This window comes from Providencia sp. 2024EL-00732 (genome assembly GCF_044006275.1).
GTDB lineage: Bacteria > Pseudomonadota > Gammaproteobacteria > Enterobacterales > Enterobacteriaceae > Providencia > Providencia huashanensis.
Genome location: NZ_JBIPDG010000020.1, coordinates 35614 through 49183 on the forward strand (window position 1 = coordinate 35614; position 13570 = coordinate 49183).

Consider the following 13570-nt stretch of genomic DNA (forward strand, 5'->3'; position numbering starts at 1 on the left):
TCGTGGAATATGAAACTGCCATCGGCTTTTCCAGATGAGCTCCTTCTAGGGCGCTTGATGCGCCACATCATATTGACAGGCGAGCCGGCGTGTTCGTTTAGTTCACGGGTATTCGGCTCCAGTCGTTTGTCTATGCATCCTTTCCTGACAGCAGGCATATCGCGAATCGCTGAAATGTCCGGTGAAAATGCGGATAACCTGTTGGTCAGACAAACCCTTGCACCTCTGTTCTTCTTTTACTTACCTAAACATGCGAACGCACTCAAAGAGAACTTGCTCCGAGGAGATGGCGCCAAAGCCCTTCGCCATAGTCAGTTACCTTCTTTTGGCTGTGGCGGATCTTTACACTTAAAATGGTGCCCACGTTGCGTTGAGCTAGACATCCATGAACGAGGTGTTGCCTATTGGCATCGAGCACATCAAGTTCCCGGTGTAACAGCATGTTGGTTGCACCAAATACGACTTATGTCTACTGAGTTAAAAGCAAGGCAGCGGTTAAATGAAGGGTTGCCGACAGTGGTGCATTGTGATGCTCAAGCAGCGTCTGCGATGGAGATCGAGGTTGCGATATTCGGTTTCGGCCTTCTAGCCCAACTAGAGAGAACGAAACCTGGCTTTGATTTGGAGGAGAGATACCGCTCACGACTCAATGAGCTTGGGTTTATCACTCCCAATGGGAGCGTTCGAAGGAAGGCACTAATGAAGGTGTTTTCATCTGATTTGGCTATGTACCCCATGAAGGGGTCTCTGTTTCCTCGTCACCAAACTGATTATCACTACATTTCAGAATTGCTAGCAGCAGGAAAAAACTGCCACCCGTTTAGGCATCTCTTACTCGGAGCATGGTTGTTTAACTCTGCGAATAAGATGTTTCAACACACTGCACCGATTGAAGAGGTTAGCCTACATCAACCAAAAGGTTCAACGAAGGGAGCGGTTGAGCAGCGTTGCTTGAGTCTACTCAGAGAAGGTGACTCTCTTGCTGCGGTTTACAGAAAGACAGGTAAAAGCCGATGCTATTTAAAGCGTTTGGCAACAATGCATGGAATCAAACTAAATTTGAGACCAAAACAGTTAAATGAGAAGCTCAAACAGAGAATCATCAGGCTCGCTCGATTAGGTGTGCACCGACGGAAAATCTCTCAAGTTTGCCGGATCGGAATTGGTTCAATTGAACAAGTGATCGCCAGTGTTTCTGGGTTAGTTGAATGGCGAAAACAATGTCATTGGGAGTCGAAAAGGCGTTGCTGTCGAGTTCAGATTCAACGATACAGGCAAAGATATCCTGATGCTCTACGTAGTGATATTAAGGCTGACTGTAATGCGGCGTTTTTCTGGCTTTATGCAAATGACAGGGAATGGTTAGAGAATTCGCTTCCCAGACCTACCAGACCTTGTGGGCCCAGTAGGTTGGTATAGACTACTGCTTTTTGAATTCGGCTATAAGCGCATCCGTATCGACCAGCATATTCCCTTCCATGCGCTCTCTGGATGCCTTGTAAAGCCATTCAAAGATTGGCGTTGCTGACTGTCTGAAATTTTGCCAGTACCTCATGTGCTGCTCGGTGAATAGCTCCACCTCTGTGAAGTTTAGCTTGTCAGATAGAAGGTTTAACCATGTGTTATGACTGTCATTTGTTAACTGCTCGGCAATTTTCATACTCTGTTTGTTCATAAGCAATTCGTCGATAACAACCGCAATGATGGGTGTGAAAGGCCCAATTACAAAGACAACGGACTCCGGTATGGTTTGTTCTAGAAAGATCGAAACGCTAAAAGGAGCTAGGACACAAGTGAATAAACAAACCCATAGCAAATACTGGTAGCGTTTTCGAAGCTCACTTTCCCAAGCAAAGGTTGAGTAGGTCGCTACTAACTTAGCCACAGGATATGGCACACTGCTCAAGTTTGATGACCACCAAGTCTCCAGTTGCCCTCGATCTTGAGGGGCTTGTCTCTCTCGATTCGTACTTAATTCAGCAACTCGACTTTTCGGAAGCTCTAAGAGTGATGGCTTTGTACCTACCTCCATGGTTAGATGATCATGCAAACGTTGGATAGTGCATCCAAGAGATTGCCATTTTGAGACAATGTACTTGCCAAAGGTGCTTATCAGAACGAATGCCAGTAGAGGCGCAGCCGTCAAATATGAGGGGTCAAATGGTGTTTTGTGACCAGAAAAAACATAGATAGAAACGCCAGTCTGAACAACTGCCAGTAGCAGTGCTAAAGCCCAAATACAAGCCTTCCAGAACTTTGCACGATCGTAGGCGTATCGGAATGCCAATCCTGCCTCAACAGCAGGGATTGTTTTTTGATTTGCTACAACACAACTCATAGGGTTATCCATATTGTGGGAAGTCATTACCAAATACCTTACGCCACTCTCCAATTGCTTTTTTGTGATCGCCTGTGACCTCAAACTCTCGAGCTGCTAGTGCTGTATTGAAATCTGATTCCGCTTTTTGCGAAATTTTCGTCTTTTCGTCCCAAGAGAGTGTATTCAGGTTTCCCTGGATTTCTTTAGGGTCATTGACGTCCCACCAAATGTTGCTTTTTATGTACTGAAGAATGTCAATGACATTGAGATCGACGAACGGGCTTGCTTCACCTTTTTCCTCAAAGTAATTAAGCACTAAATTCTCTAGAAGATAAGATGACATTGACGGCATCGTAGCTCTGCGTTGCCAATACTTTATTGCTCGGATCGCGTTAAGGACATGGCCACCACATTGCTGATTGATGTCGGAGACGCGTTGGCGATCTAGTCTAGGGTCTGTTTTTATCCAGTTTCCCGCCCCATCAGGAATGATATAGAAGGTCTTTCCTTGGGCATCCTCGGAAGTGAAAAACGCCGGAACAATATCAAAGTTCCAGTCATAGCTAGAGAGCTTGAGAGTCGCTGCATTCTGGTTGCGATGTGTCTCTGCCTTGTCGTACTGGCTCAGATCAGCCAATTTGCTAACAAAGTGATTGATGATCTTACGCGAATTGAGTCGATATGAACTGTCATGGCGAAAGTTCTTATACTCAGGGGATTCAGTCGGCGTATTGATATACACAGTGCCGTCCAAGCTCTCTTCCCAAGTACATCCATTCGCTGACAGAGTGAAAATCATATCAATATCATCCAAGGGACGAATTTTGGTTCTTCTCGCAAAAGAACCAAAATTGACGTCTTTGTCGCTGTATAGCGGAAAGAAATCAGTTAATCCTTTTACTTGTCTTTTCAAATAATCTCGACTAGACCGCGCAGTGATCGTTTTCTTACTATCAAGATTGACGCTGTCGGCCATAAACTGGTTAAACGCAGAATTTACAGTTGTTGGCATATTCCCTCCATATTTTTAATGCATCAAATATAATGATGCGTTCTTTTTTCTAGATTACGTTGACTTTTCGAAAGGTGTCAATCATTATTTGTTGCATCATTCACTGTGATGCAATTTGCCATGATGGTTAAGTTAGAAGAAATCGCCACAATCAGAGCGGGTCATCCTTTTAGGGGAGCGATCCAGGAAGTTGATAACGGAAATGGCTATGTTATCCAGACACGTGATCTCGCTGATGACGGCCAAATTGCCTGGGAAAAGTTGGTTCAGACCAACGTCTCTGGACGAAAAGAGCCGGAATGGTTGAAAGCGGGTGACGTAATTTTTGCTGCCCGAGGTATCAAGAATCTTGCATCAGCGATATCTGGAGAAATGCTAGACCAGCTTGAGCTACCAGCCGTTTGTTCGCCACACTATTTTCAGATCCGTCTCGCTCAGAACGTGAAACTACTGCCAGAGTTTCTGGCTTGGCAACTCAATCAGTTGCCTGCACAGCGTCATTTTCAGCAGTCTGCGGAAGGTTCAGCACAAGTGAGTATTCGACGAACTGTTCTAGAGCAAACACCTGTGATGATTCCCTCGCCTGAGACGCAACGCAGAGTGCTTGCGCTTAGCCAAAGCGCGACCAGAGAAGAGCAGATATATCAGCAATTAATCGAGCTAAGGCGTGCAGAAATGCAGGCTATCGCGAATCAAGTTTTAACCGGAAAAATAAAATAAGAGATAAACAATGCCAAATACCCCAATCAACCAAGATGAAATCAACAAAGCCGTCTGGTCGGCGTGCGATACCTTCCGTGGCACCGTAGATCCATCCATCTACAAAGACTTCATCTTGACCATGCTGTTCTTAAAATACATCTCAGATGTACGCCAAGACAAAGTAGAAGAACTCACCACTCAGTTCGGTGACAACAAAGATATGGTTGAAGCCATGCTTGCCAGCCAATCATTCAAAATTCCAGCAGGTTCAACCTTTTGGGATTTGTATGATGTACGTAATACCGCAGGTAACGGTACTCGTATTGACCAAGCGCTGCACGCGATTGAAGAAGCCAACGGCACAAAGCTAAAAGGCGTGTTCCAAGACATTAGCTTCAACACCGATAAACTGGGTGATGAAAAGCAAAAGAACGACATTCTACGCCACCTATTGGAAGACTTTGGCAAGCCAACCCTAAACCTACGACCTAGTCGTGTTGGTTCGCTGGATGTGATTGGTAACGCCTACGAATACCTGATCAAACACTTTGCGGCTGGTAGTGGAAAATCGGCAGGTGAATTCTATACCCCGCCAGAGGTATCGGATCTGCTTTCTATCATCCTTGAGCCACAACAAGGTGACAGCATTTGCGACCCAGCGTGTGGTTCAGGCTCGCTATTGATGAAATGTGGTAAGCAAGTTCAAAAGAACTTTGGCGGCTCTAAGCAATACGCGCTATTTGGCCAAGAAGCGATTGGCTCTACATGGTCATTGGCAAAAATGAACATGTTCCTACACGGTGAAGACAACCACCGCATTGAATGGGGCGACACTATTCGTAACCCTAAACTGCAAGATACCAACGGTGGCTTACTGCACTTTGACGTAGTAACCGCAAACCCGCCATTCTCGCTAGATAAATGGGGGCATGAAGATGCAGAAAGCGATCACTTTGGTCGTTTCCGCCGTGGCGTGCCACCAAAAACCAAAGGTGATTACGCGTTCATCTCGCACATGATTGAAACCCTAAAACCAGAAACTGGTCGTATGGGTGTAGTTGTGCCTCACGGTGTGCTATTCCGTGCATCAAGCGAGGGGAAAATCCGCCAACAACTGATTGAAGAAAACTTGCTAGATACCGTGATTGGCCTGCCAGAAAAATTGTTCTTTGGCACAGGTATTCCAGCAGCTATCTTGATATTCAAAAAACACAAGACCGACAAAAACGTATTGTTTATCGATGCGTCTCGTGAATTTAAATCGGGCAAAAACCAGAACGTATTGACTGAAGAAAATATCCAGAAGATTGTCGATACCTACAAAGCGCGTGAAAGCGTGGATAAATATGCTTACCTAGCGACGTTAGAAGAAATTGCTGAAAACGACTTTAACCTTAATATTCCGCGTTATGTTGATACCTTTGAGGAAGAAGAAGAGATCGACTTGATGGCAGTTCGCAGTGAACGTTTGGCGTTGCAAAATGAACTGGCTGATCTGGAAGCGGAAATGGCGGGTTATCTGGAGGAGTTGGGTTATGGTGCCTAATGGTTGGGAGGAAACTCGCCTTAAACACATTGCTCGAATTAAGTCAGGTTCAACACCTCTTAGAGCTAAGCAGGATTTGTATTATTCACAAGATGGTACACCTTGGGTCAAAACCTTAGACTTAAACAATGCTGAAATTTTTGAGACCGATGAGCGCATAACGGAGCTAGCACTGAAGGAAACTTCGTGTTCTATCTTTCCTGTTAATACCGTTCTCGTTGCTATGTACGGTGGTTTTAATCAAATTGGCCGAACAGGATTGTTAACAGTTCCATCTGCGATAAACCAAGCACTCTCGGGGTTAATGCTGGATGGTACTAAAGCGGATTCTAAGTACATTTTGAATTACCTTAACGGTAATGTTCGACAATGGAAGAAGTTTGCAGCTAGTAGCCGAAAAGACCCCAATATCACACGCGAAGATGTGTGCAATTTTGAGGTGTTACTCCCCCCCCTCCCAGAACAACGCAAAATCGCCAAAATCCTCTCCACTTGGGATAACGCGATTGCAACCACCGAAAAGCTCATTGCAACCAGCCAGCAGCAGAAAAAAGCTCTGATGCAGCAGCTGTTGACGGGTAAAAAACGTTTGGTTGATCCTGATACTGGGAAGGTGTTTGAGGGGAAATGGGAAGAGGTTAAGTTGGACGACCTTGCTTTATATCGTCGAGGAAGCTTTCCGCAGCCATATGGCAACCCTGAATGGGTTGATGAGGTTAATGGTTATCCTTTTATTCAAGTATTCGATATTGATAAAAATATGAAACTGAAAAAGGCTACTAAAACCAAAATTAGTGATGCTGCAATAGATAAAAGTGTTTTCATTGAAGCAGGTACAGTGATCGTTTCCTTGCAAGGCTCGATTGGGCGTGTCGCTATTACACAATATGATGCTTACGTTGATAGAACAGTTTTATTGTTCCAATCATTTAAGCGAAAGATGGATACCATTTATTTCGCTTACGCAATTCAAGAGCTTTTTGAAATTGAGAAAGAGAAAGCACCTGGCGGTACAATTAAGACAATCACGAAACAAGTATTAAGTAACTTCACTATAAAAGTTCCTACTCATTACGAGCAACAAAAAATCGCCTCAGTCCTTACCGCTGCCGATAAAGAAATCGAGCTTTTACAAGCCAAACTCGCTCACCTTAAAGATGAGAAAAAGGCGTTAATGCAGCAGTTGTTGACGGGTAAGCGCAGAGTCAAAGTGGATGAAAACGTCGCCGCATAATAATTAGCAAATACCGCCCGAATAACGGGCGGTCAAATAATAAATAAAGGCTAGGCATGGATACAAACGCATTGGAACGAATGCAGCAACTGTTAGCGGAGTTTAAAAAACTAGAGCCAGTTGAAGTTGCAGAGCCCACCATTTTTAGTATTGGGAGTAAGGGGTATTACGAAAATCCCACTACCGATATTTTGGCATTCTTTTGTGACAGCAACGGTCAACATCAACTCGGTGATACTGCACTAAGGGCACTACTGACTTGTTTACCTGAAGACTATCGTTCTCTAGATTGCGCATTAACCGAAGTGCCCGAGCGAGAAGTCAAAACTCAAGCAGGCAAACGTATTGATTTACTGCTAGAAAGTGCTGATTGGGTGATGGTGTTAGAGAATAAAATCTACCATCAGCAAAATAATCCGTTTGATGACTATGAACGTTTTGTTCGAGAAGAGCAAAATCAAACTCGCTTTGCAGGTAAACAGGTTATTTTTGTAGTGCTTTCTCCAACAGGTGAAGCGTTACCAAGTGGCTGGCATGGCATCAGCTATCCCTCGTTAATTTCTGCTTTAAAAACTCAGCTAGCGGAACACTTTCTTTCCCAACCTATCCATAAATGGACGCTATTGCTGCGTGAATTCATCTTACATTTGGAGAGCCTTATGTCTCAGCCATCGGTTAATCAACAAACCCTCGATTTTGTCTTAGATAACCTCTCTACTATTAAAGAGCTTCAGGAAACTAAACAGCAAGCGATAAACGACTATCATCAAAGGCTGAAAACGGCACTTCAGTCCAAACTAGGAAAAGAGATTGCGACTCGGTTACATCATTGGAGCGGATATCCTGCTTTGCGATTTGCTTTAGCGAGCTGGAAAGATACCAATTCGGATGTTGTGCTATTTCTTTCTGGTGAAAAAGGTGAATCTTCAATTAATGTTTACGCCCACCTAGAGGGAGATTCTGATGAAAGTAAAGCAGACTCGTTGATTCTCACTGCTTGTAATGTTGAACGTTGGATTGAAGGGAATGGTACTTATCGCGGGTATAGAATCAAACTTGCCACCATGCCTGAAGATGACATTATTCAATTTATTGGTGAACGCCTTCAAGAACTGGATACGTTTGAACGTGAGTATTGGGGAGATGAGTCATGAGTTCACCTTTGCCTAATTTTCGCGAAGAGCACAGTGCCAAAATACCCGCACTAACGCTGCTCACCAACCTTGGCTACCAATTTATTCCGCCTGCTGAATGCTTGGCGATGCGTGGCCGCTTATCATCAGTGATTCTACCCAATGTGCTGCGCAGCGTGCTGAAACACAAAACCCATACCTTTATGGGTAAAGCCTATCCGCTTTCAGATTCGGCTATCGATAAAATCATTCAAGAGCTGGCGACCCCAGCGATGAATGCAGGCTTAAGAGCCGCGAATGAAAAGCTCTACAACGCCCTAACCTATGGCATCAGTGTGACTGAGTTTGTCGATGGTAAAAAAGCCAACCCAACCATTCAAATCATTGATTGGGACACGCCTGAAAACAACCAATTTCATTTCACCGAAGAGATGGAAGTTGATAACGCCCGTGGTACAGGTAAACGCATTCCTGATGTGGTCTGCTTCGTCAATGGCTTGCCGTGGGTGGTAATAGAAGCAAAACGCCCTGATAGTAGCATCAATGGCAAACCCACCATCACAGAAGGTATTTCGCAAAACATTCGCAACCAAAAAGTGGATGAAATTCCTCATCTGTTTGCTTACAGCCAACTGTTGTTGTCCATCAATGGGCATGATGGCTTGTACGGTACGTGCGGCACACCTGAAAAGTTCTGGGCGAAATGGAAAGAAGAAGAAATTACTGAAAACACCTTTGAGCGCCTTAAGAACACCTTACTGAATGACGCGCAACTGAATGCGATTTTCAGCCATCGCACGCTATCAATCAAAGACGAATATCTATCACTGATTGCAGGCGGTGATTTGGTGGTGACAGACCAAGACCGCTTATTGGTATCCTTGTTGCGCCATGACCGCCTACTAGAGTTAACCCGTCTATTTACTCTGTTTGATAAAAAAGCAGGCAAGATCGTTGCGCGTTATCAGCAAGTATTTGGCATTAAAGCTTTAGTGGAACGCATCACCTCTTTTGATGACAAAGGCGCACGTAACGGCGGTGTGATCTGGCATACCACAGGTTCGGGTAAGTCTTTCACGATGGTGTTTTTGTCAAAAGCCCTGATTTGGCTTAAAGCGTTAGCGAAATGCCGCGTTGTGGTTGTGACCGACCGTGTGGATCTAGAAGATCAGCTTGCTCGTACCTTTGCTTCTGGTGGCGCACTGTCAGATAAAGACAAAAAAGAGGCAATGGCAACCACAGGTAAACGCCTTGCAGAGCAAATCGGTAAAGGCAATGAGCGTATCATCTTCTCGATCATCAACAAGTTTGGTACAGCGATTAACCTACCGGAATGCTACAACGATAGCCCAGACATTATCGTATTAGTGGACGAGGGGCACCGTAGCCAAAACGGTGAGAACAACATTCGAATGCAGCAAGCCTTGCCGAAAGCCGCTTACATCGGTTTCACAGGTACACCACTGCTGCAAGACGATAAAACCGAGAACAAGTTCGGTAAAATCATTCACTCTTACACCATGCAGCAAGCCGTCGAAGATGGCACCGTTACCCCTTTGCTTTATGAAGAACGTATTCCCGATCTGAGCACCAACGACAAAGCCATTGATGCATGGTTTGACCGCATTACCGATATCCTATCAGAAAAGCAACGCGCAGACTTAAAACGCAAATTCGCTCAAAAAGGTCAGATTTACCAAACCGAAGGGCGTTTAGAGTTAATTGCGCACGATATTTCGGATCACTTCCAAAACTTCAAGCAGCAAGGTTTGAAAGGTCAACTGGCGTGTGATTCTAAAGCCTCTGCAATCCGTTATAAGAAGCTACTCGATCAAATCGGCAAAGTCACTTCAGTGGTTGCGATGTCGCCACCCGATACCCGCGAGGGACACGATAACGTCGATAATGAAAGTACCGATCTGGTGCAAAACTGGTGGAAAGAGAACGTCGCACAAAAAGGTTGGGCAGACGAGAAAGCTTACACTAAACACATCATTCAAGAGTTTGAAAAAGATGAAGGCCCCGACATTATGATCGTGGTCGATAAGCTGTTAACGGGCTTTGATGAGCCTAAAAACACCGTGCTCTATATCGACAAGCCGTTAAAGCAGCACAACCTGATTCAAGCTATTGCACGGGTTAACCGCCTGCACAGCAAAAAGCAGTTCGGTTATTTGATTGATTATCGTGGCATCCTCAAAGAGCTGGACATCACCATTGAGAAGTACCAAGACTTGGCTGAACGTACCCAAGGCGGCTTTGATATCGACGATCTCAAAGGCTTGTATAACCGCATGGATACCGAGTACAAGAAGTTGCCAGGTTTGTATGATGACCTTTGGGCCATTTTTTCTGATGTGAAGAACAAGCAAGACGGACAAGCACTTCGTCAGGCTTTGGCACCAAAAATTGATACCATTGATGGTCAATTAACCGATACCAACTTAAAGCTGCGTAATGATTTTTATGGTGCGCTGACCACGTTTGCTAACTGCCTAAAGGTTGCCCTGCAATCGGCGACGTACTTTGAAGATAAGAGCTTCGACAATAAGCGAGAACTATATAAGAGTACGCTGAAATCCATGAGTCAACTGCGCCAACAAGTACGCGCAGATGCAGAAGAAACCGTGGACTACGACGAGTATTCGGAAAATATTCGCGCCATGTTAGACAAGCACATTGCGGGGGTCTCGATTGAAGAACCCGAAGGCGCTTATCTGGTTGGTAACATGGGTAAAGATGCCAAACCAGAGCAAATGACCGATGATGAGGCTAAAAACAAAAAGGATGTCATCACAGGTCGTGTAACCAAGATGATTGAGCAAGATTTGGCAGATGATCCGTATGCCCAAGAGTATTTCTCAAACTTGTTAAAGCAAGCTATCGAGAAAACCAAGGAGATGTTTGATAGCCCAGTTAAACAGTATCTTCTATTCGCGGACTTTGAGCAGCAGGTTAAAGACCGTGATGTGGCAGGTTTACCAACGGATCGCTTTGCAGAGCTTGACCCTAAAATAAAACGCCATGTTCAAGCTTACTATGGACTGTTCTTAAAAGTGTTGGGAGAGACGTTGCCTCTGAGTGAAGAGCAATGCTTTCAGTATGCGTTAGACATTGATGGTATTGTGCGTAAAGCCGTTGCTGAGTTTTCAATTAACCCATCGGAGATTGAAAACCAAATTCGTTTAGGACTGCTGCCACTGCTGTTTAATGATGTTGGTATCGACAAAGCGCAAGCCATTATTACGGATGTTATTCAAATCACTCGCCTTGGCTTATCAGGTCACTAAGTATGACTTCTGTTAACCATAATGAAGGCAATGTCGAGGAATACAGCTTCATCTATGGTGATGAAGCTGTTACCTATGAAGTGATCCGCAAGGTATTTGCTTTAGATAAAAACGGTGAAGCTAAGAAAAAGAAAATCACCATTCGAGTGCATCCAGATTGCCGAGTGGCTGTTACTGCGCCTCAAGATGCTGAAAAATCAGCAATCCATGAGGCGGTCATGCAACGCGCTCAATGGATTTGGAATGCACTGGTCGAGTTTCGATCTCACTTAGAATATGTGCAAACCAAACACTATGTGAGTGGTGAGATGCAGTTCTATCTAGGCCGTCGCTATGTGTTAAAGGTGGTAGAAGACAGAGATGCCATTTCCAACGTGAAGATGGAACGAGGCAAGTTGTTAGTTACACTCAACCGCTTTAACGAAGATAAGCCAAAGCTAGTTAAAGCGCTGCTATCTGGTTGGTATGGCGTTCGTGCAGAGCGCATATTCCATGAACGTTTAGCTGAGCTTCTGCCACAAGCAACGTGGGTAGAGGGCATCCCATCATTTCGCATTATGCCGATGCAAAAACAATGGGGAAGCTGCTCAGCCAAAGGTACGTTGATGCTCAACCCTCACCTGATCAAAGCACCCAAAGAGTGCATTGATTACGTAATATTGCATGAGCTCTGCCATATTGCGGAATACAACCATAGTGAACGCTTCTGGCGATTGTTAACCAGCGTGATGCCGAACTGGAAAGAAGTGAAAAGTAAGCTCGATGGAATGGCGGAGTTGTATTTGAATGAGTGATTTTCATCATGGTTTTGGTCCTATGCCTGATGAATCGTTAAATAGTTTTATTTATAGAGTTCTACGGAGAAGTGGCCATAGGTGTTTTCACTCAATTCTAATGGCTGGAGGATGGGGGGATAAGCCAAGTGTACCCTTATCAGCAAAGCATGAATTTAAGTTCCTTGACCGATATCTTAAACTCGATCTATATGAGAGGACGTTTAGGCAGGAAAAGAACCAAGTTTCGATCTTTTCTAATCCAATCAGTCATGTGAATAATCTTAATAAGACATTTTCTCCAACAAAATATGTGAAATCTTGTGGGAATACTATTCAAATTAAATTCTGCCGAAAGTGTATTGATGTGCAAATAAAAGAATCTGGGTTCTCATACTTTAAATATGAGTGGCTATATGAAGATTTTTGCAAAGTCCATCAAAGTATTCTTCATGCTATTGACTCAAGAGTAAGCAGGAAGGAAATATTTGAGGTCGTACAATATATATTGTCTGGAAACTGCGTCGATAGGTTTCTTTGCAAAACATTGGATGGTTTTTATGCATATACAAGTTGGCCTCTGAGCAAATCCGAAATAAAGTTTGCGCCATGCGTTAAACCATTACTTATCAATCACTTTAAGTCAAAAAGCACTTGCTATCATAATGGTTATACAGAATTGGTGGATTATGGTTATCTAACGAATAAAGAGCGTCAGGCTACTATCAAACATAAGCGATCTGAAGAAATAAAATTTTCATTGGAAGAGTACTTGGATTTCTATTTAGAATTTGATTATGAATCAATTATTGAGTTTCTGAAAGAGCAATTAAAATTACAGTCATTCTCCTTAGCTAAAGCTAATCTTCATAAGAGAATATATAAAGTTTGGAAAGATCGAAAATCTAACTGCTCACTCTGTAAAATTAATATAAACTTTGGTGAAATGTGTCCAGTGGCTGAGCAGTCTCAAGTTTACTTCAAAAAAGCAGTTTCTATTTTAGATGTACATATACCACCAAGAAATATTTGTGAAGATAAACTATCTGAGATGATTGATAAAGTTTATTCACATCAAGAGAATATAGGTGTTAGAGATGGTGAGATTCTAGTAAGGAAAAATATTGAAAAATATGAATTACACTCTTCTTATGGAGGAGAGAAAGCATATAATGAATACGTATCAAAGGTTTTGAGAGATTTAAAGTTTTGAATATTTCCTCTTTTGATAATGTAAGCGATGTTTTTTATGTAATTACAAGTTGTAAACAACCCAAATATATAGCGTCAATTGGTCATAAGTTTAGTAGTGGACTTGTAAAGAGGTGCTGAATAATCTTGGAATATAAGATTGTATTGGTCTTGGCTATCAAGAAGAAAAGTAACTCGAATATGCTCCACGTTGCCAGTAGTAAGAATAGATCTTAGCCATCGAGACTGTAATTTAAATTGTGTATTTGCCTACTTTTGATATGTTAACTCCAACTAAAAAGTAGGCAGATTATGGACGAGAAAAAACTTAAAGCACTTGCGGCTGAGTTCGCAAAAGGAATTAAAACC

At 43.4% G+C, this 13570-nt stretch carries 10 protein-coding genes; 8 read left to right on the forward strand and 2 right to left on the reverse strand.

The genetic code is table 11. The features are described from left to right. The first annotated feature begins 9 nt into the window (after positions 1-9). Positions 10-1419: a TnsD family Tn7-like transposition protein gene (locus ACHB7C_RS20035; RefSeq protein WP_166266166.1), complete on the forward strand. Its 1410-nt coding sequence runs from the start codon at positions 10-12 to the stop codon at positions 1417-1419. Between the two features lies 1 nt (position 1420). On the opposite strand, the gene ACHB7C_RS20040 is transcribed toward ACHB7C_RS20035, so the two are convergent. Both ACHB7C_RS20040 and ACHB7C_RS20045 read right to left on the reverse strand, forming a co-directional pair. Next, a complete protein-coding gene (locus ACHB7C_RS20040; protein ID WP_144138642.1) occupies positions 1421-2365 on the reverse strand; it encodes an S-4TM family putative pore-forming effector in 945 nt (314 codons plus the stop codon). Continuing rightward, positions 2343-3332 carry a nucleotidyltransferase gene (locus ACHB7C_RS20045; protein WP_166266169.1) on the reverse strand — a complete coding sequence of 330 codons (990 nt, stop codon included), beginning with the start codon at positions 3330-3332 and terminating at the stop codon, positions 2343-2345. The genes ACHB7C_RS20040 and ACHB7C_RS20045 overlap by 23 nt, the downstream gene beginning before the upstream one ends. A gap of 123 nt (positions 3333-3455) precedes the next feature. Between ACHB7C_RS20045 and ACHB7C_RS20050 the strand changes: the two genes are divergently transcribed. From ACHB7C_RS20050 to ACHB7C_RS20080, 7 genes are read left to right on the forward strand one after another with little or no spacing between them, the layout of a single operon-like run. After that, on the forward strand, positions 3456-4052 hold the full coding sequence (locus tag ACHB7C_RS20050; RefSeq protein WP_226693557.1) for a restriction endonuclease subunit S: 597 nt from the start codon (positions 3456-3458) through the stop codon (positions 4050-4052). Between the two features lie 10 nt (positions 4053-4062). Further along, positions 4063-5580, forward strand: coding sequence for a type I restriction-modification system subunit M (locus tag ACHB7C_RS20055; RefSeq protein ID WP_166266175.1), 1518 nt, complete (start codon positions 4063-4065; stop codon positions 5578-5580). Then, positions 5570-6814 carry a restriction endonuclease subunit S gene (locus ACHB7C_RS20060; protein ID WP_166266180.1) on the forward strand — a complete coding sequence of 415 codons (1245 nt, stop codon included), beginning with the start codon at positions 5570-5572 and terminating at the stop codon, positions 6812-6814. The genes ACHB7C_RS20055 and ACHB7C_RS20060 overlap by 11 nt, the downstream gene beginning before the upstream one ends. 56 nt (positions 6815-6870) lie before the next feature. Further along, positions 6871-7968, forward strand: coding sequence for a PD-(D/E)XK nuclease family protein (locus ACHB7C_RS20065; protein WP_166266183.1), 1098 nt, complete (start codon positions 6871-6873; stop codon positions 7966-7968). Then, positions 7965-11237: a type I restriction endonuclease subunit R gene (locus tag ACHB7C_RS20070; protein ID WP_166266186.1), complete on the forward strand. Its 3273-nt coding sequence runs from the start codon at positions 7965-7967 to the stop codon at positions 11235-11237. Before ACHB7C_RS20065 ends, ACHB7C_RS20070 begins: the two co-directional genes overlap by 4 nt. A 2-nt stretch (positions 11238-11239) precedes the next feature. Further along, complete coding sequence (locus ACHB7C_RS20075; RefSeq protein ID WP_144138630.1) at positions 11240-12031, forward strand: M48 family metallopeptidase; 792 nt, start codon at positions 11240-11242, stop codon at positions 12029-12031. Beyond that, positions 12024-13223 carry a hypothetical protein gene (locus tag ACHB7C_RS20080; protein WP_166266189.1) on the forward strand — a complete coding sequence of 400 codons (1200 nt, stop codon included), beginning with the start codon at positions 12024-12026 and terminating at the stop codon, positions 13221-13223. Before ACHB7C_RS20075 ends, ACHB7C_RS20080 begins: the two co-directional genes overlap by 8 nt. The last annotated feature ends 347 nt before the right edge of the window (positions 13224-13570 follow it).

Coding starts and splice junctions, on each gene's coding strand:
- ACHB7C_RS20035 (WP_166266166.1), top strand. CDS start 10: ATGAAACTGCCATCGGCTTTTCCAGATGAGCTCCTTCTAGGGCGCTTG.
- ACHB7C_RS20040 (WP_144138642.1), bottom strand. CDS start 2,365: ATGACTTCCCACAATATGGATAACCCTATGAGTTGTGTTGTAGCAAAT.
- ACHB7C_RS20045 (WP_166266169.1), bottom strand. CDS start 3,332: ATGCCAACAACTGTAAATTCTGCGTTTAACCAGTTTATGGCCGACAGC.
- ACHB7C_RS20050 (WP_226693557.1), top strand. CDS start 3,456: ATGGTTAAGTTAGAAGAAATCGCCACAATCAGAGCGGGTCATCCTTTT.
- ACHB7C_RS20055 (WP_166266175.1), top strand. CDS start 4,063: ATGCCAAATACCCCAATCAACCAAGATGAAATCAACAAAGCCGTCTGG.
- ACHB7C_RS20060 (WP_166266180.1), top strand. CDS start 5,570: ATGGTGCCTAATGGTTGGGAGGAAACTCGCCTTAAACACATTGCTCGA.
- ACHB7C_RS20065 (WP_166266183.1), top strand. CDS start 6,871: ATGGATACAAACGCATTGGAACGAATGCAGCAACTGTTAGCGGAGTTT.
- ACHB7C_RS20070 (WP_166266186.1), top strand. CDS start 7,965: ATGAGTTCACCTTTGCCTAATTTTCGCGAAGAGCACAGTGCCAAAATA.
- ACHB7C_RS20075 (WP_144138630.1), top strand. CDS start 11,240: ATGACTTCTGTTAACCATAATGAAGGCAATGTCGAGGAATACAGCTTC.
- ACHB7C_RS20080 (WP_166266189.1), top strand. CDS start 12,024: ATGAGTGATTTTCATCATGGTTTTGGTCCTATGCCTGATGAATCGTTA.